Annotated in this window: 25 protein-coding genes and 2 tRNA genes; 12 read left to right on the top strand and 15 right to left on the bottom strand. The window is 70.1% G+C overall.

Annotated elements, in window-relative coordinates; genetic code table 11:
• Positions 1 to 235 precede the first annotated feature (235 nt).
• Entirely contained in the window at positions 236 to 1,123 is an 888-nt protein-coding gene (locus OHB56_RS21170; RefSeq protein ID WP_326753708.1) for a rhomboid family intramembrane serine protease, read from the bottom strand.
• 110 nt (positions 1,124 to 1,233) lie between these two features.
• The gene (locus tag OHB56_RS21175; protein WP_406355017.1) at positions 1,234 to 1,761 is read right to left on the bottom strand and encodes a peptidylprolyl isomerase; all 528 of its coding nucleotides are present in this window, start codon (positions 1,759 to 1,761) and stop codon (positions 1,234 to 1,236) included.
• Between the two features lie 323 nt (positions 1,762 to 2,084).
• Between OHB56_RS21175 and OHB56_RS21180 the strand changes: the two genes are divergently transcribed.
• The 6 genes from OHB56_RS21180 to OHB56_RS21205 all read left to right on the top strand — a co-directional run bounded on the left by OHB56_RS21180 (position 2,085) and on the right by OHB56_RS21205 (position 5,666).
• Positions 2,085 to 2,786 carry a DUF5324 family protein gene (locus OHB56_RS21180; protein WP_326753709.1) on the top strand — a complete coding sequence of 234 codons (702 nt, stop codon included), beginning with the start codon at positions 2,085 to 2,087 and terminating at the stop codon, positions 2,784 to 2,786.
• Between the two features lie 580 nt (positions 2,787 to 3,366).
• Positions 3,367 to 3,969 (top strand): DUF6907 domain-containing protein, encoded by a 603-nt coding sequence (locus tag OHB56_RS21185; RefSeq protein WP_406355019.1) that lies wholly within the window; start codon positions 3,367 to 3,369, stop codon positions 3,967 to 3,969.
• Entirely contained in the window at positions 3,966 to 4,658 is a 693-nt protein-coding gene (locus tag OHB56_RS21190; protein WP_406355021.1) for a hypothetical protein, read from the top strand. Before OHB56_RS21185 ends, OHB56_RS21190 begins: the two co-directional genes overlap by 4 nt.
• The gene (locus OHB56_RS21195; RefSeq protein WP_406355023.1) at positions 4,655 to 4,801 is read left to right on the top strand and encodes a hypothetical protein; all 147 of its coding nucleotides are present in this window, start codon (positions 4,655 to 4,657) and stop codon (positions 4,799 to 4,801) included. Before OHB56_RS21190 ends, OHB56_RS21195 begins: the two co-directional genes overlap by 4 nt.
• 11 nt (positions 4,802 to 4,812) lie before the next feature.
• Complete coding sequence (locus tag OHB56_RS21200; RefSeq protein WP_406355024.1) at positions 4,813 to 5,319, top strand: hypothetical protein; 507 nt, start codon at positions 4,813 to 4,815, stop codon at positions 5,317 to 5,319.
• A complete protein-coding gene (locus OHB56_RS21205) occupies positions 5,316 to 5,666 on the top strand; it encodes a hypothetical protein (RefSeq protein WP_406355025.1) in 351 nt (116 codons plus the stop codon). The genes OHB56_RS21200 and OHB56_RS21205 overlap by 4 nt, the downstream gene beginning before the upstream one ends.
• 203 nt (positions 5,667 to 5,869) lie before the next feature.
• Here the strand turns inward: OHB56_RS21205 and OHB56_RS21210 are convergent, their stop codons facing one another.
• Entirely contained in the window at positions 5,870 to 6,055 is a 186-nt protein-coding gene (locus tag OHB56_RS21210) for a hypothetical protein (protein ID WP_406355026.1), read from the bottom strand.
• 161 nt (positions 6,056 to 6,216) lie between these two features.
• On the opposite strand from OHB56_RS21210, the gene OHB56_RS21215 reads away from it, so the two are divergent.
• Positions 6,217 to 6,453, top strand: coding sequence for a GntR family transcriptional regulator (locus tag OHB56_RS21215; protein WP_406355028.1), 237 nt, complete (start codon positions 6,217 to 6,219; stop codon positions 6,451 to 6,453).
• 217 nt (positions 6,454 to 6,670) lie between these two features.
• On the opposite strand, the gene OHB56_RS21220 is transcribed toward OHB56_RS21215, so the two are convergent.
• From OHB56_RS21220 to OHB56_RS21245, 6 genes are all read right to left on the bottom strand, one after another.
• Positions 6,671 to 7,801, bottom strand: coding sequence for a phage major capsid protein (locus OHB56_RS21220; RefSeq protein WP_406355030.1), 1,131 nt, complete (start codon positions 7,799 to 7,801; stop codon positions 6,671 to 6,673).
• Between the two features lie 210 nt (positions 7,802 to 8,011).
• On the bottom strand, positions 8,012 to 8,284 hold the full coding sequence (locus OHB56_RS21225) for a hypothetical protein (RefSeq protein WP_406355032.1): 273 nt from the start codon (positions 8,282 to 8,284) through the stop codon (positions 8,012 to 8,014).
• 5 nt (positions 8,285 to 8,289) lie between these two features.
• Positions 8,290 to 8,541: a hypothetical protein gene (locus tag OHB56_RS21230; protein ID WP_406355033.1), complete on the bottom strand. Its 252-nt coding sequence runs from the start codon at positions 8,539 to 8,541 to the stop codon at positions 8,290 to 8,292.
• 15 nt (positions 8,542 to 8,556) lie between these two features.
• Entirely contained in the window at positions 8,557 to 9,906 is a 1,350-nt protein-coding gene (locus OHB56_RS21235) for an AAA family ATPase (RefSeq protein ID WP_406355035.1), read from the bottom strand.
• Complete coding sequence (locus OHB56_RS21240; protein WP_406355036.1) at positions 9,903 to 10,862, bottom strand: bifunctional DNA primase/polymerase; 960 nt, start codon at positions 10,860 to 10,862, stop codon at positions 9,903 to 9,905. The genes OHB56_RS21235 and OHB56_RS21240 overlap by 4 nt, the downstream gene beginning before the upstream one ends.
• Complete coding sequence (locus OHB56_RS21245) at positions 10,859 to 11,056, bottom strand: helix-turn-helix transcriptional regulator (protein ID WP_406355038.1); 198 nt, start codon at positions 11,054 to 11,056, stop codon at positions 10,859 to 10,861. Before OHB56_RS21245 ends, OHB56_RS21240 begins: the two co-directional genes overlap by 4 nt.
• Before the next feature lie 118 nt (positions 11,057 to 11,174).
• On the opposite strand from OHB56_RS21245, the gene OHB56_RS21250 reads away from it, so the two are divergent.
• Together OHB56_RS21250 and OHB56_RS21255 are read left to right on the top strand one after the other, a co-directional pair.
• Positions 11,175 to 11,744, top strand: a complete 570-nt coding sequence (locus OHB56_RS21250; RefSeq protein ID WP_406355040.1) for a helix-turn-helix domain-containing protein — start codon at positions 11,175 to 11,177, stop codon at positions 11,742 to 11,744.
• Positions 11,737 to 12,957 carry a tyrosine-type recombinase/integrase gene (locus OHB56_RS21255; protein ID WP_406355042.1) on the top strand — a complete coding sequence of 407 codons (1,221 nt, stop codon included), beginning with the start codon at positions 11,737 to 11,739 and terminating at the stop codon, positions 12,955 to 12,957. Before OHB56_RS21250 ends, OHB56_RS21255 begins: the two co-directional genes overlap by 8 nt.
• Positions 12,958 to 13,033: 76 nt before the next feature.
• On the opposite strand, the gene OHB56_RS21260 is transcribed toward OHB56_RS21255, so the two are convergent.
• Positions 13,034 to 13,106, bottom strand: a tRNA-Ala gene (locus OHB56_RS21260).
• Between the two features lie 182 nt (positions 13,107 to 13,288).
• Here OHB56_RS21260 and OHB56_RS21265 point away from each other — a divergent pair.
• A complete protein-coding gene (locus tag OHB56_RS21265; RefSeq protein ID WP_055594761.1) occupies positions 13,289 to 13,837 on the top strand; it encodes a hypothetical protein in 549 nt (182 codons plus the stop codon).
• 174 nt (positions 13,838 to 14,011) lie between these two features.
• Positions 14,012 to 15,739 (top strand): serine/threonine-protein kinase, encoded by a 1,728-nt coding sequence (locus OHB56_RS21270; RefSeq protein ID WP_406355044.1) that lies wholly within the window; start codon positions 14,012 to 14,014, stop codon positions 15,737 to 15,739.
• Here the strand turns inward: OHB56_RS21270 and OHB56_RS21275 are convergent.
• Complete coding sequence (locus OHB56_RS21275) at positions 15,726 to 17,063, bottom strand: hypothetical protein (RefSeq protein ID WP_406355046.1); 1,338 nt, start codon at positions 17,061 to 17,063, stop codon at positions 15,726 to 15,728. The two genes, OHB56_RS21270 and OHB56_RS21275, sit on opposite strands and share 14 nt — an antisense overlap.
• Before the next feature lie 225 nt (positions 17,064 to 17,288).
• Complete coding sequence (locus tag OHB56_RS21280) at positions 17,289 to 17,417, bottom strand: DLW-39 family protein (RefSeq protein ID WP_003999697.1); 129 nt, start codon at positions 17,415 to 17,417, stop codon at positions 17,289 to 17,291.
• A gap of 337 nt (positions 17,418 to 17,754) precedes the next feature.
• On the opposite strand from OHB56_RS21280, the gene OHB56_RS21285 reads away from it, so the two are divergent.
• Positions 17,755 to 18,138, top strand: a complete 384-nt coding sequence (locus tag OHB56_RS21285; protein ID WP_326753712.1) for a DUF6344 domain-containing protein — start codon at positions 17,755 to 17,757, stop codon at positions 18,136 to 18,138.
• A 518-nt stretch (positions 18,139 to 18,656) separates the two neighbouring features.
• Here OHB56_RS21285 and OHB56_RS21290 read toward each other — a convergent pair.
• From OHB56_RS21290 to gyrA, 3 genes are all read right to left on the bottom strand, one after another.
• Positions 18,657 to 18,730 (bottom strand) — tRNA-Ile (locus tag OHB56_RS21290).
• A gap of 121 nt (positions 18,731 to 18,851) precedes the next feature.
• On the bottom strand, positions 18,852 to 19,601 hold the full coding sequence (locus OHB56_RS21295; protein WP_326753713.1) for a DUF3566 domain-containing protein: 750 nt from the start codon (positions 19,599 to 19,601) through the stop codon (positions 18,852 to 18,854).
• Positions 19,602 to 19,619: 18 nt separating this feature from the next.
• A complete protein-coding gene (gyrA, locus tag OHB56_RS21300; protein ID WP_326753714.1) occupies positions 19,620 to 22,211 on the bottom strand; it encodes a DNA gyrase subunit A in 2,592 nt (863 codons plus the stop codon).
• Between the last annotated feature and the right edge of the window lie 20 nt (positions 22,212 to 22,231).

A 22,231-nucleotide genomic window follows, 5' to 3' on the forward strand; every position in this document is an offset into this window, starting at 1 on the left:
AGAACTATCCACCGAGTTATCCACAGGCGTTTCCACAGCGTGGGGAAAAGAAACGACGATCTGTGGATAACCCGTCGGACCTCGCCGGGCGTTGACCCCTGTATGACGGAAATACTAATAACCGAATACCTGTTCGCACGCCACTGACCTGGGAAAACTCCGGTCAGTGACAACGGGCACAGATGTTCCCGCACAGTGTGCACAAGATCCGCCACATGCTGTGGACAACGTGCACTCAGACGAGCTGAGCCGTCCTCACCAGGGTCACCGACACGACCACGGCAAGAACCAGCGCACAGGTCCCGTACTGGATCAGTGCCCGCCGCTCACGCGGGGCATGGACCATGGCGTAGCCGATCACGACACCGGCGACAAGTCCTCCGATATGGGCCTGCCATGCGATGTTGCTCCAGCCGAAGGTGAAGATCAAGTTGATCACCAGCAGAGCGATGATCGGCCGCATGTCGTAGTTGAGCCGGCGCACCAGGACCGCGGTCGCGCCGAACAGCCCGAAGATGGCGCCGGAGGCACCGAGCGAGGCCGTGGACCCCGAAGCCAGCAGATAGGTCAGGGCGCTGCCCGCCAGGCCCGAGATCAGATAGAGCGCGAGATAGCGGGCCCGGCCGAGGGCTTGCTCGAGCGGGCCGCCGAGCCACCACAGACTGAGCATGTTGAAGGCGATGTGCCAGATCGCCTCGTGCGTGAACATCGAGGTGACCAGGCGGTACCACTCGCCCTCGGCGACGCCCTCGGTGGGATGGAACGGCGCCGGGGGCCAGACCCCGATCAGCACGAGATGGCCCAGCAGCGACGACCAGACATGCACCGCGATGAACACCGCGGCATTGATCCCGAGGAGGATCTTGGTGACCAGTCGGGGGTCCGCGGCGATGGTGCCGCCCGCGATCGTGCGGGGCATGGAGGCCGTGGGCGCGTGGCCGGTGCCCGAGCCGCCGCGGACGCATTCGGGGCACTGGAAACCGACCGAGGCGCTGATCATGCACTCGGGGCAGATCGGACGCTCACAGCGAGTACAGCGAATGCCGGTCTCACGGTCCGGGTGGCGATAGCAGACGAGGACGCCGCGGGCGTCCTGCGGGCTGCTGGCAGCCTGGTCGTCCATGGGATCCCCTAGGTCGTGTGGAAAAGCCCCGCCCCGCCCATCCTTACGGATGAGCGGGGCGTTTGGTTCCCTCTGGGGGGCTTGCGCACTCCTCGGGGGCAGGGCCGTCCTCAGCCCTCGCGGATCTCGACCGACTCGATGACGACGTCATTGAGCGGACGGTCGGTGCGCGGGTTGGTCTGCGCGGCCGCGATGGTGTCGATGACCTTCTGGCTCGCGGTGTCGGTGACCTCGCCGAAAATGGTGTGCTTGCGGTTCAGCCACGCCGTCGGGGAGACGGTGATGAAGAACTGCGAGCCGTTGGTACCCGGACCGGCGTTGGCCATCGCCAGCAGGTAGGGCTTGTCGAAGCGCAGGTCCGGGTGGAACTCGTCCTCGAACTGGTAGCCGGGACCGCCGGTGCCGTTGCCCAGCGGGTCCCCGCCCTGAATCATGAATCCACTGATCACCCGGTGGAAGACCGTGCCGTCGTAGAGCTTGGCCGTGGACTTCGCCCCGGTCTCCGGGTGCGTCCACTCCCGCTCGCCCTTGGCGAGCTCGACGAAGTTCTTGACGGTGATCGGTGCCTGGTTCGCGAAGAGCCGGACCTCGATGTCGCCGTTGTTGGTCTTCAGGGTGGCGTAGAGCTGGTCAGCCACGGTGTGCCTTCCGTTGTCTTTCCGTAACACCCTGATCCTCGCACGGACGGAGCGCGCAGTCGCCCGACGCCCGTTCCCAGAGGGCAACAGGGCCGAACAGCTTGCGGAAACCGGGTGAGTGCCGCCGCGACGGGGGCACTCGGCAACGATCCGTGGCATTGTCGACGACTAGCTCCTGTTCCCCCGTATTCATCCGCTATTGCACTCGATCAATGCCATCGGCACCCGTATGCCCGCCCACACATGCCCAGCGCCGACGCGGGAGGCATGATCCGTAAAAGGGTGGACAGTCGAAAAACGTACGCCACCGAGGAGGAGGAACCGTGACCCGCATCGAAAGCGTGCGCGCCGCGACTGATTCGGCAAAGGACAGCGTGCTGCACGCCGCGGACGTGGTGGCGCCCTACGCCGACACAGCCAAGGTGAAGGCCGCGCACTACGCGCAGGAGGCACGCGTACGGCTGGCGCCCAAGGTGACACAGGCCGCAGGGCATGCTCTCGTCCAGTACGGCACCCATGTCCAGCCGTACCTGGAGCAGGCCCGCACCCATGTGCCGCCGAAGGTCGATCTGGCCGCCCATGAGGCCGCCGTCCGCACCCGTAAGGCCGCCCAGCAGGCGGCGGACTACTCCCGGCCGAGGCTCGAGCACGCCAGGGCCGCCGCCGGCCCGGCGAAGGAAGAGGCGGCGGCGCGCAGCGCTGCGGTGCTGGCCGCACTGCGCGGTCAGGTCTCGGCCCAGCAGATCCAGAAGCTGGTCCGTAAGCAGCAGCGTCGCGCGAAGGCCGGTCGTGCCGCGAAGGTGATCGTCGTCCTGGGCGCCGTTGCCGGTGGCGCCTTCGCCGCCTGGAAGTGGTGGGACAAGCAGGCCAACCCGGACTGGCTGGTGGAGCCGCCGCCCGCGACCGACGTCCGGGAGTCCGGCACGCTGGCGTCGGTGGACGGCAGCCGCGAGGCCTCGCTCGATCCCGAGGTCCGGGCCAAGGAGGCCGAGGAGGAGGCCGCCAAGCGCGACGAACAGCCGTAGGTCTGTCCGCGCGCGGCGGCACGCCCGCCTGCGGCATGAACAGCCCGGTGGGGCAGGAGAGTTCAGTGTCTCCTGCCCCACCGGGCTGTTTCACGTGAAACAGGTCCCCGGGGGCGGTGAACGGGAGCCGGGCGGCGGAAAGTCGGGAATCCCGAAGGCCGGGCCAGGGCAGGAAGCCCGGTCCGGAGCCCGGAAAACAAGGCCAGGAGGCCGGGGAACAAGGCCGGAGGCCGGAAAACAAGGCCAGGAGGCCGGGGAACGAGGCCAGGAGAGAGGCCGACGAAAAACCCCTCCCATTTGCGTTTCCGCAGGTGGGAGGGGTTCCCTTGTGGAGCCTAGGGGAGTCGAACCCCTGACATCTGCCATGCAAAGGCATTTGGGGTAGCTCTGCTACCTGCATGAATCCAGTCACAGGCCGGTTGACCTGCGGATTTGGCATCCCGCTAGATCCCAAGCAATCCCGGCTAGTCCCGTTCTCACGTGTACGGAATGTGTACGAGAACGGGGCGGCCCCGGGCGGTGTCCAACCACCGACCACGGGGCCTACGGCCGGACCCTTCACCAGCAAGGAACCCGAGCCATGCAGCACAACGTACAGCCCACCACGCCCCCGTGCGGCGCCCGCCGCACCGGCTGGGAGCGTCCCGGCCCCGGTCGCCGCCGCCTCCCCTGCATACTCCCCGCCGGCCACAACGGCGACCACCGCGACGCCTTTGCCCAGACCTGGGACGGCCCTTCCCCCGCATCCGCTGATGCGGACCTGATGCGCGTTGATGCGCCGCAGGTCAACGAGGGCGAGCGGGTGCACGTGATCCGCCTCCTCGACGCCCCCGGCGCCACCCTCACGGTCACCTGCCCCGAGTGGTGCGTCTCCGACCACGCCGACGAGAAGACCCGCGGGACGTTCGCGCCCGACTTCACGCACCGGGGGGAGGAACTCGTCTTCCCCGCCCCCGGCGGCGGCGAGACCATGCTGTCCGCCCAGATCACGCACGCCCCGTTCAGCAGCATCCTCCGGGAGCCCGTCATGGGCGTCTCGTCGGCCAGCGAGGACATGGGCCCGGACCAGGCGCACGAGTTCGCCGACCGGCTGCGCGCCTACGCGGATGCCCTCGACTGCCTGAGCGTCGACCTGGACGACGCCCGCCTGAACGCCCGCGGCCCCCGCGGGGGTGACCTGTGAAGCGCGACCCCCTTCTCTGGGCCGCGCTCGCCGCGGTCCTCGTCGTCCTCGCCAGCGCGGAGTACGAGCTGGCCGTCGCGTGCGGCTTCGGCACCTACGTCGCCGCCGGCGTCCCGGCCGCCCTGGACGTGTACGCCCTCGCCGCCCTGCGGGCCCGCCGCGACGTCCTCGCGGTCGTGCTCACGCTGATCGCGGTGAACGCTGCCAGCCACCTTGTGGAAGTCGGGCTGCTGCCCGTCTCCGTGCCCCTCGTCGTCGCCGTCTCGGCGGTCGCCCCGCTCGTTCTGTGGCGTGTCCACCGGCTCTCCGAGGTGAGGCCGGCGGCCCCCGAGGTGACCGAGCCGGTGACCGTCGAGCGGGTCGAGGATGACCAGCCGGAACCGGTCGCCCTGGTCGCCCGCCCGCTGCCCGAGGTGGTCCCGGCCAGCGCCCGCATGCTGCCTGTCGTCGCCCGCCCCGAGCCGGTCGAGGTGGCCACCTCGGTACCCGCCGAGACCGGCCGTCAGGTGGTCACCGAGGTGGTCACCCTCACCCCCGCTGAACTGCGGCGCAAGGCGTCGAAGCTGCACCGGGAAGCGGTCAGGTCGACGAACCGGCCGGTGACCATCAAGACCCTGCAGGACGAACTCAGTTTGTCGCGCCGCGAGGCAACAGAACTGCGCCGAGAGATCGTCGGCGACCGGTCATGATCCTCGCCGTCGTCTTCGCGCTCGCCGCCCTCGCGGCCCTGCTCGGCCTCGCCCTGGTCGACGCCCGCACCGTCCCCCCGGTCACCGGGACGTGCGCCCTCGTGCTCACCTTCGCCGCGCTCGCCGTGGCCATCACCCGCTGAAGGACCCCGTCATGCAGATCGTCACCATCGGCGGCGTGACCGTCGGCCTGTGCATCCTCGGCTACTACCTCACCACCTGGTGGCCCGGCACCAAGCAGCTCACCAAGGACCCCGCGAGGCACGCGGCCGTCCTCGCCCCGTTCCTGTTCGCCTGGGCGTATGGCTGCCTGACCGTCCTCGGCATCGGCGGCCTGATCGGCTGGACGGCAGACACCGCCCTGTGGATCTCCAACTGGCTCGGCGACGTCGCCCTCGTCTGGGGCGTCGGCGCGGACGCCGGGCAGCGGGCGGGCGGCACGGTCTACCTGCCGCTCACGCAGACCGGCGGGGCGGTCGTCCTCATCCTCACCGCGGTGATGGTCGCCCTCGTGAAGAAGTCCCGCCACGGGGCCGCGATCAAGCTCGGCGCCTGGTGCGGGATCACCCTCGGCACGTCGGCCGGGATCGCGGGCTTCGCCGCGGTCCCGCTCGCCCAGGCCGTCAACTGGGTCGGCGCCGTCCTGTTCGGTGCGCTGTGACGGCGCCCGAGCCGTCGAGGACGGCCGGCGCCTGCGTGCTGGCCGTCCTCGGCGGGGCCGCCCTGGCGGTCGTCTTCGCGCTCTCCTCGGAGGCCGGTGTGCTCACCGTGTGGGCGGTCGGCGTGACGGCGGTGTGGCGGGCGGCCCGCCGCCCTGTGTCCGATTCGTCCGCCCCTCCCCCACCGGGGGAGGACCGCCCCTCTTGCAGTGAATGCGCAGGTCACGACTTCGTGAGCGTGACCCCTTCTGAAACCCAGAAGGGGATGTTGATCTACAAGACGTCGCCCCCCGACCGGCCCAACCACACCCACATCCACTTCGTCGAGGGGGAGGTGAACCAGGCATGATCCGCCGCATCCTCGCCGCCCTCGGCTACGAGCAGAAGCCGCTGAACTACTGCGCCAACTGCGCCGGCCACTACCCGCCGTCGCACTTCCCCTGCATCTGACCCCGCCCACGGCAACGGCCCCCGTCCTCGAGGACGGGGGCCGTTGCCATGCCCGGCCCGACCGCACCGCCCGGGGGAAGCTTCAGCGGCCGGACCGGAGTCTCATTTCCCGCGTGCTGCCTCCCGCAGGGTGCGCACCAGCGCCCTGCCCGTCGCGCACTGCCCGACGTCGTCCACGCACTGTTCGCACTGCTGCGTGTGTTCCAGCAGCGCCCGGTAGGCCAGCCCGGCGGGCCCGGCCCGGTAGGTGCCTGTCGATGCCGCGGGGGTCTGGGTACGCTCGTCCATGTCGACTCCAACCAGTCGTCCACGCCCCCGAGCCCGGCCAGGCTGCGGGGGCTTTCCGCTGATGGGACCGTACCGCTATAGGCCACCACAGGGCACCCCATACGGCCACATGGTGCCACCTACGGGTGCCTGTCACGGGGTGCCGCCCTACGTTCCGGAGCATGAGCGAAGACCCGTTCGTCTACGTCTACGTGCGCGTTGCCAACGAAGTGGAAGCCGAGATCCGATCTGCTCGGCTCCCGCACGGGGCGCGTCTGCCGAACGAGCGGGACATGGGCGCTCAGTACGGCGTCGCCCCGGGCACCGCCCGGCGGGCAGTCCAGGAACTCCGGGACCGCGGCCTGGTCGTCACGCTGCCGAACAAGGGCACGTTCGTCGTCGCCCCCGACGAGGGGTAGGGGAGGCCAGATCGTCGGAGCGAACGCCAGGGGGCCCGGCGCCGTCAGCTCTGTGCACGCACGCTCACTACGCCGAAGGGGGGTCCCCGGGCCGCAGTCGGCCGGGGACCCCCCCTAAATCATTCTGTTCACGCACGCGCTTCACTGACAGCGCCGGGCCCCCGACGATTCAGTCTGAAGACTGAGACTCCCTATCCCCGGGGGACCCGACGCAGGATCAGACGGCCGTCAGGTCGACCGTGGCGAGCGCTCCGGGCCGCTTGAACGCGACGCCGATGCGCGCCTCAGCGCGGAACTTCACGAGGTTCTTCTCGAACAGTGGGCCAGCCTCGGACCAGTCCATCTTGACGCCCTGTCGGGTGAGCAGGGTGACGGTGGACCAGTCGCCGACGAGCCCGGTCCCGGCTTCCATGCCGGCGTCCAGGACGACGGGCACGCTCCACAGCTGGAGCGGTGCGCGGCCGGTCGGCGTGCCCGGCATCTCGGGCTGGTCCTGCTCGTTGCGCAGCAGCTCGATGGTCTCCCAGTCGCTCGGGTTGAAGACCCACGCGGTCGGCTTCTCCCCGGCGAGCTGCAGCGTGGTGAGCACCTTGCGCGTGGTGATGAGCGGGTTGGTGGCGTAGGCCTGCGTGCGGACGCCCGTGGTGCCGAGCAGTCCGGCGACCGCGGTGCCGTCCTCGGCGGTGCCGCCGTTGAGGATGACCGAGTGCGCTGCCAGCTGGAGGCCGGCGGTCATCTCGGAGCGGAGGAAGTCCTGGAGGGCGGGCATGTCCGCGAGCCACTGCTTGGGGATCTCCTCGGAGAGGTGGGCCAGGGTCATGACCTGCCCGGGGACCCTCTCCAGGGAGTAGGGGGAGGTGGGCTTCTGGGTACCCCGGGGGACGGTGGCCGCGTTGTGGGTGCGGGCCGTCTGCCGCATGTAGGTGAAGGCGTCGCCCCCGCTCATCTCCATGCTGCTGATGACCTGGGCGAGCCCGTTGGAGGCGTAGGGCAGGACGACGGTGCCGATGTCGACGGGCAGCATGACGGAGCCGGAGGTGGGGAGCAGCGCTTTCTCTCCGTGGGTCATGCCGCGCTGGGTGATGGCGTCGGTGAAGGCGCGGGCCAGGCCGTCGGGCTGTCCGGCCTTCATGTGGCTGTCCTTCCCTCGGCCGGCGTGCTTGGCGGCGGTGGCCTGTGCGTCGTCGGCGGCCTTCACCTTGGCTCCCAGCTCCTCGGCCTTGACGTCGAGTTCGGCGATCTCCTTCACCTCCTCCTCGGTGAAGTTGCGGCCCTCGGCCTGGGCCTTCTCTGCGATCTCGCGGACACGGTCGATGACGGTGTTGAACTGCTCGCGCAGCGTGGGCATGAGAGTCCGTTTCCGGCCGCAGCGTGCGGCCTCGGTGTGGAGTGCTGGTTCTCTCCACCACGGGGCGGCGTTGAGGGCTTCGCGGCGGCCGGCGGAAGCCTGGCAGCGGCGGCCTCACACGACTTCGCGTCGTGGGGCTGAGCCCCCCTGACGGCGGTCTACGCGGGCGCCTCGCAGGCGATGGCGGACCGGCCCGTCAGGGGCTCGTGATCAGTCTCGCACGCCCTGGTGGGCGGCTTCAATGAGCGCGGCCAACTGCTCGCGCGCGGACGGCTGGACGTGCTCGCCCGCGGTGGCCTTGTCTCCGATGCGGACCATGTCGGCGACGGTGCCGCACAGGGAGATCAGCAGCCGTGCCGCTTCGCCGAACGTGACGGTGGCGAGCATGGCGGACGCCCCGTCGGGGTTGTCGGCCCAGGCGAGCGCGAGGCCCGCGGCATCGGCGCGGCCCTGGAGCAACTCGGCTTCCTGCTCGGGGGTCATGTCGCTCACTGGGCACCCCCGGGGTTGAGGGGGATGGGGAGCATCTCGGGTCGGCCGGCCTCTCCGGCCGTGTCCAGGGGGAGCCAGCACGTGGCGTCCCAGTGGTCGACGGTGTCCGCGGGGAGGCTGGCCCAGTCGTCGGGGTCGCCCTCCCAGTGCTCGGTGCGGTCGGTGTTCGTGGCGACGACGGAACGGCCGTCGTCGTTGATGAACCGCAGGGGCACCCTGCGGCCGGTGGCCGGTGTCTCCTCGGGCATGGCGTTCCTTCCGTTTCAGGCTCGGTCGAGCGGGTCGAAGCAAGAGGGGCAGGTGGTCTCTCCATTGGCGGCGTGCAAGGGGTCGAGCGGGTCCCTGCACACGGTGCAGCGCGCCGTTTCACCGGTCACGTTCTGTGATGCCGTTTCGCCGGTCGCGCCAGTGGCGCCATCAGTCGCGCCATTCGCGCCAGGGTCTGAGGGTTGGCGCGAATGGCGCGACTGTGGCGCGACTGCCGAACCGGTGTCACTCTGCGTGTCGGTGGTCAGTGCCTCGATACGCCAGACGGCGCCCTTCCCGAACCCGGCTCGGGCGGATACGACGCCGGCCTTTCGCATGGCGCGCTGCAGCGTCCGTTCTGAGATGTCGTCGGCGGCGGCGGCCTTCTTCACGTCCTTCGCGGGCGCCTCACCGCCCTGGTCCATCAGGTAGCCGCGCAGCCACTCGGCAGCATCGTCGCGCTCGCCGCGGTCGGTCTCGTATCCGGCGGCGAGGATCTCGTCGACGGAGCGGGTCGACTGGCCGGTGAACACGAACCGTCCGACGTAGGCGATGCCGGTGCGGGTGGGCACCTCGGTGGACAGGATGTTGTAGGAGAGCGACGGCAGGTCTGCGCGCCCGAGGCTGTTCTTCGCCTGGGTCATCACCCGACAGTCGTTGTCGTCGTCGCGGGCGAAGCCGAACACGGCCCGGGGCACGTTCTTGAACGCGCCCGAGCCGGTGATGAGCGACGCCGGGTCGGTGCCGGAGCCCTTGTTGAAGTGGGCGATGCCGAGCAGGACGGCGCCGGTGCGGTCGGCCATGCGGGCGAGCGGGTCCAGGGCGGTGCGCACGTCCCGCTCGCGGTGGGTGTCGATGCCCTTGCCGATGCACGACATGAGCGGGTCGAGGACGACCAGGGCGACGTCATGCTCCGCGATGGCCTTCTCCATCAGGCTGTTGTCCTGCGGCAGGCTCAGCGTCGTCTCGCCGTACTCGGCTTCGACCGCTTCGACGCGGTACACGAGGTCGAGGTTCGCGCCGGCCCCGATGAGCCGGGGCACGATGGTCTGCTTCCACGAGTCCTCGATGGCCACGTAGAAGACGGCGCGGGGGCGGCCGTGGAAGTTGCCGGGCAGGGTGCCGCGGGTGATCTGCGCGGCCATCCACATGCCGAACGACGACTTGCCGGTGCCCTCGCGTCCGGCGGCGACGGTCAGGGTGCCGGCGGGGATGCGGCCCTCGCCCTCGTCGAGCCACGCCCACACCACGGGCTCCGGCTCGATGTCCGAGGCGCGGGTGATCCGCAGGGACCGGGCAGGCTGCGGCTCGTCCAGCGTGATCCCCGCGTTGCGCAAGATCTCCTCGGCCTGGTCGTGCTCGTTCAAGGGGTGCCTCCGGCCGATCGGTAGGCGGAGGCGATCGTCGTGCGCGCCTCCGCCTCAGTGAGTCCTGCATGGGTGGCCGCGTCGACCAGAGCACCGGCGACCGCGCGCGCGTCGAGCTGCGCTTTCCTGGCGTGCTCGAACGCGCGGCAGGCTGCCCAGTACAGGCAGCTGTTTCGGTTGCCCTGACGGGCGTTGAGGACGGAGCGCACCAGGCCGACGAGGGCGCCGCCGCCCTCGCGGGGCGGGGCGCCGGCGGGCCGCGGTACGGGCGGTGCGGCCGGTGCTTGTAGGGCGGTGAGCAGCCAGGCGGGGGCGGGCACGGGCGGCTGCTCGGGGTCGACGAGCTCGTACATCACGCCGGTGGCGTGGACGGAGCCGGGGCCGATGACGTACCCACGCGGGCCGCGCACGTCCCCGTCGAACTTGCCGCGCAGTGCACCGAGCCCGTTGCCGAGCTGGAGACTGCCGGGCGACCAGTAGTAGTCGTGGTGCCCCTTCGCCGTGGTGACGCGCATCGTCGGCGTGTACCGGTGGCCGAAGGCGCCGGCGGCGTCCTCAAGGGCTCCCGGGCGGTCAGAGTCGACGACCAGGAGGCGGGCGCCGTCCGGGCCGTCGACGGCGCCGATAGCCACGCCGACGTTACGGAGCCGTTCCCCGAACGTGCGGCGGACCTGGTCCTCGTCGAGGGTGTGCGCGCGGGTGAAGGGCACGCACGGGTGCTTGCCCCGGTCGGTGCAGGTGACCGGGTCGTGGCCCTGCCCGATGCCCGCGCACCGGTCAAGGCCGGGATGGTCGGTGGGGAAGACGGCGAAGCCGTGGCGGACGAGCCACAGGGCGCCGTCGAGAGGCGTGTCGGCGGCCCGCTGTTGCGCTACGGTGTCGGAAGACCCGGTCATCAGCTGGTCTTCCTCGTTCGCCCCCGTTGCCGCGGGGGCGTTCGTCTTTTCGGTCGTCATGCCGCGTCCCCGCACTCCCGTGCCGTCAGCCACGCGTCGACGTCCGTGCGCCGGTAGCGGACGCGCGCGGCGCGTCCGTCCCCCAGCTTCGTGTAGCGCGGGCCGATACCCGACCAACGCCAGTTGGCCAGGGTGCGCGTGCTCACGCCCAGCTCCTCCGCCAACTGCCGGGGGGTCAGCCTTACGTCTGCCACTTTCCACCTCGCATGAGTTGATTAGAGACTCAAGTGCGTCTACAGTCGACGCATGCCAAGGACACTAGCAGACCAACCGGGACGGTTGAAGATTCGTCCGGCGCCTAAGCTGAGCGCCATGACGCAGCCCTCACGCACCCCCACCCGGATCACTGACCCGAGCGGCCTCACCGTCGCTGCGAACGTGCGCCGTGTCCGCGAATCGCGCGGCTGGTCGACGTATGAACTGGCCAAGAAGCTGAAGGACGGAGGCCGGCCTGTCTCCCCGTCCGCCCTCGCGAAGATCGAGCGAGGGGAGCGCCGGGTGGACGTCGGCGACCTCATCGCCCTCGCGGTCGCGCTGAACGTTGCGCCGTCGGGGCTGCTGCTGCCGGTGGACACCGAGCCGCTTGCGGAGATCGAGGTCACGGGCCGCAGCCGCGCGGTTCCCGCGCTCAAGGCATGGGAGTGGGTGGACGGTCGCGACACACTGGACGATCCGGCATCCGGGCACGCGGCGTACCAAGCACACATGCTCTACCGCCTCTACGGCCGTCCACACTGGCTCGTCGACCTGGAGGACGAGGAAGAGGCGGGCGGTGCGGATCGCAACCTCGGCGACCGGCTGAGGCGCACAGCTGGGATCGAGCGCGTGGAGGGGACCAACCGCTACCGGTTCAAGCGAGAGGGCGGGGGGGACGATGGCTAGGGTCTGGATCGAGGACCGTGCCAAGCACGCCGAATACCAGGCGGCCATCGAGCGGTGGAAGGCCGCGAAGAAGGCCGGCAGCAAGCGCCAGCCGCCCGGCCGTTGGCGGGTCCGTTGGTACGGCCCCGACGGCATGCCGAAGTCGGCGACGTTCGCGAAACTGCCCGAGGCTGAGAACCACGTGCACGAGGTCGAAGCCCGGATGCGGGACGGCTCGTACCGGGACGCCTCCGCCGGGAAAGCGACGCTGCGGGACGTCTACGAGAAGTGGAAGGGCACCCTGGGCGGCCTGGAGCCGACCACCCGGGAGACGTACCTGGACACGTGGCGCGTGCACGTCGACCCGCGGTGGGGCGACTACCAGGTCCGCCGCATCGAGTGGGAGGACATCGCCGAGTGGGTGGGCCATCTCGCGGAGGGCTCCCACGGCTGCCGCAAGGTTGGTCCCGGCCGTATCCAGAAGGTCCACCTGGTGCTGTCCCTCGTGCTCGGGCATGCGGTCCGGGCGAAGCGTATCGCCGCGAACCCGGCGGCCGGCGTCCCGCTCCCCCGCCCGGTCCCGAAGGATCACGTCTACCTCACGCACGCCCAGGTCGACCGGATCGCGGAGGCCGCCGATGAGTACCGGCTGCTCGTCCTGCTGCTCGCCTACACAGGCTTGCGCTGGGGTGAGGTGTCCGCCGTGACCGTCGGCGCCGTCGACATCAGCGCGCGGCGACTCGCGGTGCGGCAGGCCTACAAGAAGACGCGCGGCGGCTTGATTCTCGGCATGCCGAAGACGCACGAGCGTCGGAAGGTTCCGATCCTGCGGTCACTGGCCCTCGAGCTGGGGAAGGTCACCAAGGACCGCACCGCGGAGCAGCTGCTGTTCACGGCCCCTGGGGGAGGACCGCTGTACGGGGACAACTTCCGTACCCGCGTGTTCAACCCGGCTGTGAAGGCCGCGGGGTTGGCAGGCGCCGGCGTGACCCCGCACAAGCTGCGGCACACCGCAGCGTCGCTGAGCATCGCGAGCGGCGCGGACGTGAAGGTCGTACAGACGATGCTCGGGCACAAGTCCGCAGCGATGACGCTGGACACCTACGGGCATCTGTTCCCCGACCGGCTGGACGAGGTGGCCGACCGCCTGGACCGCGAGCGCGCCCACCGGGACGCTCTGCGGGACGTGGCAACGGCCGTCAGCCGCTACATGGCCACGAGGGAAGATCGCTGAGCATGTGTACTGAATGTGTACTGCGACCCCGGGGCCCTCCCGTGGGAGGACCCCTGAAAAGGCCTGTGACCTGGAGTGGAGCCTAGGGGAGTCGAACCCCTGACATCTGCCATGCAAAGACAGCGCTCTACCAACTGAGCTAAGGCCCCGTGGACAGAGCGTCCACCAGGAAGAAGGACATCCGGGTGGGCGCCGGAACCAGAGTACCGGGTCACCCGGGGGGTTCCGCAAAAAGGATTGGGGGTCCCCCTGACCGACCACTCTCCGTAAGATGCTCGGCGTGGTTCGCTACAGCGAAGCACGGTTCTTGGGGAAGCGATGGGGAGACGCAATGGACGCCGCACAGCAGGAAGCCACCGCCAGAGCGCGGGAACTGCAGCGGAACTGGTACGGGGAGCCGCTGGGGGCGCTCTTCCGTAAGCTCATAGACGATCTCGGCCTCAACCAGGCTCGTCTCGCGGGGGTCCTGGGACTGTCCGCTCCGATGCTGTCGCAGCTGATGAGCGGCCAGCGGGCGAAGATCGGCAATCCCGCGGTGGTCCAGCGGGTGCAACTGCTGCAGGACCTGGCGGGACAGGTCGCGGACGGAAGCGTCAGCGCGGCCGAGGCGACCGAGCGCATGGAGGAGATCAAGAAGTCGCAGGGCGGCTCGGTACTCAGCAACACCACGCAGACGACGAGCAGTTCGGGTGCGCCCACGGTCAAGCGGGTGGTGCGTGAGATCCAGTCGCTGCTGCGCTCGGTGGCGGCCGCCGGTGACATCATCGACGCCGCCGACACCCTCGCCCCGACCCACCCCGAACTGGCAGAGTTCCTCCGGGTCTACGGTGCCGGCCGTACCTCCGACGCGGTCACGCACTACCAGTCCCACCAGAGCTGAGATCCCGGCCGCCGGAGGGGGTCCGGCGGCCGGAAACGCGGGAGGGACGGCTGGGGGGAGTCGAACCGCTCGTCACGGGGGAAGCAGTCGAGGGGAAGCAGTCGGCGTGAGGCAGAAGGGGTAAGGGGCAGGGCCGGGCACGGCACCGCTGGGGGGGAGGAGCGACGCACAGCCATGGGTGAGGTCTTTGCCGGCCGGTACGAACTGGCCGACCCGATCGGGCGCGGAGGTGTCGGTGCCGTCTGGCGTGCCTGGGACCACCGTCGCCGCCGCTACGCGGCCGCCAAGGTCCTGCTGCAGAGCGACGCCCACTCCCTGCTCCGTTTCGTGCGCGAGCAGGCCCTGCGGATCGACCACCCCCATGTGCTCGCCCCGACCAGCTGGGCCGCCGACGACGACAAGGTTCTGTTCACCATGGACCTGGTCGGCGGAGGTTCCCTGGTCCATCTCATCGGTGACTACGGCCCCCTGCCGCCGGTGTTCGTCAGCACCCTGCTCGACCAGCTCCTGGCGGGACTCACCGCGGTGCACACGGAGGGCGTCGTCCACCGTGACATCAAGCCCGCCAACATCCTCCTGGAGGCCACCGGCACGGGCACGCCACGGCTGCGGCTGTCCGACTTCGGCATCGCCATGCGGCTCGGAGAGCCCCGCCTGACCGAGGCCGACCTGGTGGTGGGCACACCCGGCTATCTCGCGCCGGAACAGATGATGGGCTCCGAACCGGACTTCCCCGCAGACCTGTTCGCCGTGGGCCTGGTCGCGCTGTACCTGCTGGAGGGCGCCAAGCCGGACGCCAAGGCCCTCATCCAGTACTTCGCCGAACACGGGACGCCCGGGGCTCCCCAGGGCGTCCCCGAGCCGCTGTGGCAGGTCGTGGCCACTCTGCTGCAGCCGGACCCGCAGGCGCGGTTCCGTACGGCCACGGGGGCGCGCAAAGCCTTGGCGGCGGCGAGGGAGCTGCTGCCGGAACCCGGCCCCGACGACGAAGTGATCGAGATCTTCGACCAACTCGGTCCGCTCCCCCCGGGCTTCGGCCCCGACGGCCCGTTGAAAGCGACCTCGGGTGTGCGCACGGGCCGGGGTCGGGGCCGTCCCGGAGCGGAGGGCCGCTCTCCGGAGCGTGAGGAGACGGGCAGCCGGGGGGACGCCCGACCAGGAGTCCCCGGACCGGCGGCAGATGCCGGAGCGCCGGGCGCCGTACCGGCGGCCGCCGAACCGGCAGGTCCGGTGTTTCGGTCCTTCGCCGGAGGTGACAGCGCTCCGGCGTCATCCGGTTCGTCCTCCACGGGCGGCGGCACCGCTTCTCCCGACCCGCGCCAGGGCACCGCCCCGGCACCGCATTCCACCCCCCGCGCCACCCGGACGCCCGCCTCCGGCCCCGATGCCGTCCCTCCTCCGGCACCGTCCGTCCCGTCGCAGCCGCCCTCCCTGTCGGACACCGGCAGCTTCCACCTGCCACCGCCCCAGGCCCCGACGCCCTCCCCCGCGCCCGCTCCGTCCCGTCACGCCCACACGCCACCGGCGCAGCCACAGGCTCCGTTACCGGCACAGTCCCGGACACCGGGGCTGTCCCAGCCGCCGTACAGCGCGCAGCCGCAGGTCGCCCATGCCGGGCACGTGTCCCCCGTATCCCCTCACGACCCCACTCATCCGCTGCGCTCCCCCCTGCCCCGGTCGTCCGCGCGTCCCCGACCCGTGTCGCACCGCGCCGATCCCTCCACCGCCGAATACACCGCCGGGGTCCATGGGGCCCCGTCTCATGGCAGGGCCGGTCCACGGCACGGAGGGGGCAGTAGACGCCGTCGCCGCCCCGGCCCTCCTGCGCGGGTGGCCGTCCCTCTCCTGCTCCTGGCCCTGGCCTGCTACGCCGTGGGGTTCTGGGCGCTCACCCGGATCTGAAGCCCCTGCCGTCCCGCGGACCGCCGTCCCAGGAACTTCCTTCCCGGCCCGGGGAGGCGGTTCTCCGCCGAGCCGCCACGGTCCACATTCCGAGGCCCACCAGCAGTGCGCTGCCGGTGCCGATACCGCCCACCGCGAGCGCCGTCATCGCGGTGTCGTCGTTGCCCGCCCGACCCGCCTCCTGCCCGTCCGCCACTGTCTCGCGGTCCTGCTCGCCGGCCGCGAAGACGTCCGACGGCACGGGCTCCCCCGCGTACTCGGGCCCGTCCTGTGCCGTCCCGCTCACCCGTACCCGCAGCGTCAGCGGGACGGGCCCGTCGCCGAAGTCGTCCGCGACCTTCTCCGCGAGGTGTGCGACGAGGTAGTAGGAGCCGGCGAAACGCATCGCCGCGACCCGGCTGTTGGGTGCGTGGCGATTGGCGTACGCGACGTGGGGCAGCGGGGAGAGGCTGCCCGACTTCTGTCTGCCGTCGTAGCCGACGCCCACGTCCGCGACATGTCCGCGTACGGGGTTGTAGAGGTCCAGGTCCAGGGCCGCGGGCACGAACCCGGTACCGCCCGAGCTCGAACTGTGCAGTTCGGCGGTGACGTTGAACTGCCGGCCCCAGCCGACCGGGACCTTGTAGAAGAGTGTCCGGCCCGGCCGGATGTCGTCCCGCCAGACTCCCTCACCGAGAGGGGTGGCCTCGGTGAAACCGGTGCCGCCGGCACGCCGTCGGGCCTCCCCGGCGACGGGCTCGGGCGAGGCGGAGTTCCACGCCTCCGGCGCGGTCGTCGCTCCGGCCTGTGCCGGCCGCGGTTCCGACACGGTGGTGAGCTCCAGCTCCCAGGCGTCGGGGGAGGCGCCCTTCCCGTCCGGATCCGCGCGTTCGACGGTCACGTAGTACGTACCGGCGTCCTTGCAGAGGGACCGTCTGGGAGAGATCTCGCGCACGGCCGACGCGGCGACCGGGTGCGGGCTGGCGGCAGCGCCGAAGGTTGCCGTGTCCACGTCGCAGGAGCGGCCGTCACCGTCCTGTACGGACACCTTGACGCCGTCGATGACAGCGGCGCTGCCGCCGCCCGGCGGGACGGCGGTGGCGGAGGCATAGACGTTCGATGTGTCGTCGAGTTCCAGGCGGTAGTGGACCGGGCCGTTCGCCGGGAGGGTGCTCCGATAGGTGCGGCCGGTCTCCAGCCGTACGGCGTCCGCGGTGCTCAGCGCTCCTTCGACGCGCGGTGCGCTCTCGTCGAAGGCATACGTCCCAGGAGCCCCTGCGGCGGCCGCCTCCTGCCCCGCGGGCAGGCCCGGCATGCCCGTCAGGAGCACTGCCGCGAGCGTCACCACTCCCGCGCGTCCGGCGGCCGGGGCCCGGCCTCTCCTCCCCGCCCGTGCACGCCGTCCCCACGCAGTACACCGCCGTGCCCTCACGCGCCACTCCTCGTCGTCGCCGGACGTCGCACCGTGACCATCCTGCCCCGCGGACAAGGTCCGTCGGCAAGGCCCCACCACACACAAAACCCCGGCCGCGAGCGCGGCCGGGGTCTGTTCAGCGTCGTATGTCGGTACTCACGAACCCGTGGGCACGGAGTCAGTCGCCTCCGTCCACAGATCCTGCTCGGCGCGATCCGCCTGGATCTGGCGGTACACGAGGAGCCCGCCGATGGCGGCCAGTGCGACCAGGAGAAGCTTCTTCACCGCGCGACCTCGTCTTTCTTGACGTAGGGGACCTCTGGCGCCCGACTATACACACCGACCGAGACCGATCGGTGACCTGCGTCGGCCCGTCAACTCCCCTCCTGAGCTGCGCAGTAGAAGCAGAGAACATCAACTGGTCCGGAGGGTGATCACCCCTGCACGGTGGGTGATTTCAGCCACCTCTCTCCACGATCTTCCGCTTTTCGCCCCACTTGCGCCCATCCGAGTGGTGTTCATCTGAACATCGACGCGCCACGTACGGAGGTCCACCACTTCGCGGCCCACATACACATCATGAGGAAAGTACGCAAATCGCCCGACCCGAAAGTGAGGGGCCATGGCCCGGAACAAGGTCATGAAGCTGTGGACCGCCATCGTCACCGCCTTCCTCGCGCTGTGCACGGCGCTCGGATTCGTCACCACGACCGCCTCCGCGGCCGTACCCCAGACCGAGACGACGCGCAACAGCGAGAGCGCCTCGGACACGACGGCGCCGGCGACGTCCGTCCGGCCCTGGTCCCATGCGAGGGCCCTGCCCCCCACGATGAAACAGCGCATCCGCGCGGAGGCCCACGGCGCCTCTCCCGGCTGCCGCCACCGCCCGCTCGCGAACCCGGCCCCGGCCCCGGCCTCTGATCCGGCCACCTCCACACCCTGCTCCGACGACGACAGCCCGCCCCCGGCGGAATCCCCCAGGGGCCGCGTCCCGCTCCAACGCTGAGCCCCGGAGCCCCACAGCACCCCTTCCGTGCCGTTCCGGCTCCCCCGAAGTCCCGGCGAACTCGCGTACAGCCCCAACGGCACGCGAAAAACAGCCCGGCAGCTCGCACACGAGCAGCCGGGCTTTGCCACGCCCAGCCCACGCCCAGCCCAGCCCACCGGATCATCAGGGCGCAGGGGCCCAGCACGCTCACCGGCCCCCTGCCACAGCGGCGAAGGACGCGGAGGGAAACATCCAAGCCACGCCCTCACGACACGACGGAACTCGATGGACGGCACGGAGCGGGACGGCGGGAACGAGTCCAGGCGGAACACAGGGCCCTCACGACCGCACCGGCCACGCTCACGCCCTCGACGCCGGCCACGGACGCCCCGTCCCCACCAGCGAATGAGCCACTCCGGCCGCACCGCCACCGCACACCAGACCCGGCGCACCGCGCACCGCACACGGCACGGACACGGAAGCCCCGGAAACGCCGAAAACCCCCGGCCATATCGACCGGGGGTCTCGCGATGATGTGGGGCTAACAGGATTTGAACCTGTGGCCTCATCCTTATCAGGGATGCGCTCTAACCAACTGAGCTATAGCCCCGCCGCGCTCTGCGGTGTATGTCCCGCGCGCTGACTCCTGAAGATTAGCGCACGACCGGGGCAGTCCCAAAATCGGTTGTCGAAGGGCCGTCGGAGCAGGCCGGGGAAGCGCTGAGCGCCGCTCACTCGTCCTCGGCCAGCGTCAGCTCGACGCCGCCCACGAAGCCCGCGGAAAGGTTGTAGATGAACGCGCCGAGAGTCGCCAGGGCCGTCGCCAGGACGACGTCGATGACCGCGATGATCGTCGTGAACAGCAGCACGTTGGGCAGCGACAGGAACGACTGGAGGTCGAAGCCGTTCGACTCGTTGGAGCCGGTCGCCTCGGAGATCGTGCCGCCGACGGTGGAGAAGACGCCCATCGCGTCCATGACCATCCACAGCACCGCGGAGGCGACGATCGTGCAGATGCCCAGGGCGATGGAGAGCAGGAAGCTGACCTTCATCACCGACCAGGGGTCGGCCTTGGCCACCCTCAGGCGCGCCTTGCGCACGCGCGGTGCGGTGCGCGCCCCGGTGCGCGGCCGGCGCACCGCGCCGGCCTGGCCCCCTGCCGTGGTGGCGTCCTGCGCGGCGTAGGCCTGCGGCGGGTGGTACGGCCCCGCCTGCTGTTGCGGCTGCCGTTCCCCCGGCAGCGGTGAGGCCGTGTGAGCAGCGGCGCCCTGTCCGGGCGCGCTCTGCTGCTGGCCTCGGGTGTCCGTCACAGTCCCCCCCTGGGATCCCTGTCTGTCGGACGAAGGCGAGTCCTTGCCGGGCGACTTGATCGCTTTCAGGTTGGTCGTGTGCGGATCTGTCGCCCGCGCGGCAGAGCCACGGCCACCGCCGTCCGCACCCGTGCTGGTACCGGTCGGTCCGGCGCCCGTGGCTCCGCTCACGCTGACTCACTCCTCGTGCTACTCGGCCGAGGGCGCCTCACCCTCGGCCGTGCCGGTGGTCACGGCACCTTCATCGGTCTCGTCCACGGCCACGTCGCCGTCGACTTCCTCCGCCTCGCGTCCCGCCTCGGCGTTACGGGCGATGCCGACCACGGCATCGCGCTTGCCCAGATTGATCAGTTGGACGCCCATGGTGTCACGGCCCGTCTCCCTGACCCCGCTGACCCGCGTACGGATCACACCGCCCGACAGCGTGATGGCGAGGATCTCGTCGGTCTCCTCGACCACCAGCGCACCGACGAGAGTTCCACGATCCTCGACGATCTTGGCGGCCTTGATACCGAGGCCGCCACGACCCTGGACGCGGTACTCGTCGACAGCGGTCCGCTTCGCGTACCCGCCGTCTGTGGCAGTGAACACGAACGTACCGGGTCGAACAACATTCATCGAGAGCAGTTCGTCCCCTTCGCGGAAACTCATGCCCTTTACGCCTGAAGTCGCACGGCCCATGGGCCGCAAAGTCTCATCCGTCGCGGTGAACCTGATCGACTGCGCCTTCTTGCTGATCAGTAGTAGATCATCTTCTGGCGAGACAAGTTCGGCCCCGATCAGTTCGTCGTCGGCACCGTCCTCCTGCTCTCGCAGGTTGATCGCGATCACACCGCCCGAACGCGGCGAATCGTAATCCTTCAGCGACGTCTTCTTCACCAAACCGGCCTTGGTGGCGAGAACCAGGTAGGGCGCCGCCTCGTAGTCGCGGATCGCGAGGATCTGGGCGATCGACTCGTCCGGCTGGAAGGCCAGCAGGTTCGCCACGTGCTGTCCGCGCGCGTCCCGGCCGGCGTCGGGCAGCTCGTACGCCTTCGCCCGGTAGACCCGGCCCTTGTTGGTGAAGAACAGCAGCCAGTGGTGCGTGGTGGACACGAAGAAGTGGTTGACGATGTCGTCTTCCTTGAGCTTCGCGCCCCGCACCCCCTTGCCGCCACGCTTCTGGGCCCGGTAGTCGTCGGCCTTGGTGCGCTTGATGTAGCCACCGCGCGTGACCGTGACGACGATGTCCTCTTCGGCGATCAGGTCCTCGATGGACATGTCGCCCTCGTAGGGGATCAACTTCGTCTTGCGGTCCTCCCCGTACTTCTCCACGAGCGCGGCCAGTTCCGCGCTGACGATCCCGCGCTGGCGGACCGGGGAGGCGAGGATCTCGTTGTACTCGTTGATCTTCGCCTGAAGTTCGTCGTGCTCCTGGACGATCTTCTGGCGTTCCAGTGCCGCCAGTCGGCGGAGCTGCATCTCCAGGATCGCGTTGGCCTGGATCTCGTCGATCTCCAGGAGGCCCATCAGGCCCCCGCGCGCGATCTCGACGGTGTCGCTGCGCCGGATCAGCGCGATGACCTCGTCGATGGCGTCCAGGGCCTTCAGCAGGCCGCGCAGGATGTGCGCGCGCTCCTCGGCCTTGCGCAGCCGGAAGCGCGTACGGCGGACGATGACCTCGATCTGGTGGTTCACCCAGTGGCGGATGAACGCGTCCAGGGAGAGCGTGCGCGGCACACCGTCGACCAGCGCCAGCATGTTGGCGCCGAAGTTGGTCTGCAGCTCGGTGTGCTTGTAGAGGTTGTTCAGGACTACCTTGGCGACCGCGTCCCGCTTGAGCACGATGACCAGGCGCTGGCCGGTGCGGGACGACGTCTCGTCACGGACGTCCGCGATGCCGCCGATCTTGCCGTCCTTCACCAGGTCGGCGATCTTCTGCGCGAGGTTGTCGGGGTTGGTCTGGTACGGCAGCTCGGTGACCACCAGGCACTGGCGGTTCTGGATCTCCTCGACCTCGACCACCGCGCGCATGGTGATCGAGCCGCGGCCCGTCCGGTACGCCTCCTCGATGCCCCTGCGGCCCACCACGAGGGCGCCGGTGGGGAAGTCGGGGCCCTTGATGCGCTCGAGGAGCGCGTCGAGGAGCTCCTCGTTCGACGACTCGTTGTGTTCCAGGTACCACTGGGCGCCGGCCGCGACCTCGCGCAGGTTGTGCGGCGGGATGTTGGTCGCCATGCCGACCGCGATACCGGCCGATCCGTTGATCAGCAGGTTCGGGAAGCGGGCCGGCAGGACGGTCGGCTCCTGGGAGCGGCCGTCGTAGTTGTCCTTGAAGTCGACGGTCTCCTCGTCGATGTCGCGGACCATCTCCATCGACAGCGGCGCCATCTTGCACTCGGTGTACCGCATGGCCGCCGCGGGGTCGTTGCCCGGGGAGCCGAAGTTGCCGTTGGAGTCCACCAGCGGCATCCGCATCGACCACGGCTGCGCGAGGCGGACCAACGCGTCGTAGATCGAGGAGTCGCCGTGCGGGTGGTAGTTGCCCATGACGTCGCCGACGACGCGCGCGCACTTGTAGAAGCCGCGCTCGGGCCGGTAGCCGCCGTCGTACATGGCGTACAGCACGCGGCGGTGGACGGGCTTGAGCCCGTCACGGACGTCCGGCAGCGCGCGCGAGACGATGACGGACATCGCGTAGTCGAGGTACGAACGCTGCATCTCCGTCTCGAGCCCGACGGGCTCGACACGCAGGACGATGTCGTTCTCTTCGGACGTGACGGGAGTGTTCTCGTCGGTCATTGCTGGTGAAGGTCCTTCCT

The organism is Streptomyces sp. NBC_01635 (assembly GCF_045209715.1).
Taxonomy (GTDB): Bacteria; Actinomycetota; Actinomycetes; order Streptomycetales; family Streptomycetaceae; genus Streptomyces; species Streptomyces hirsutus.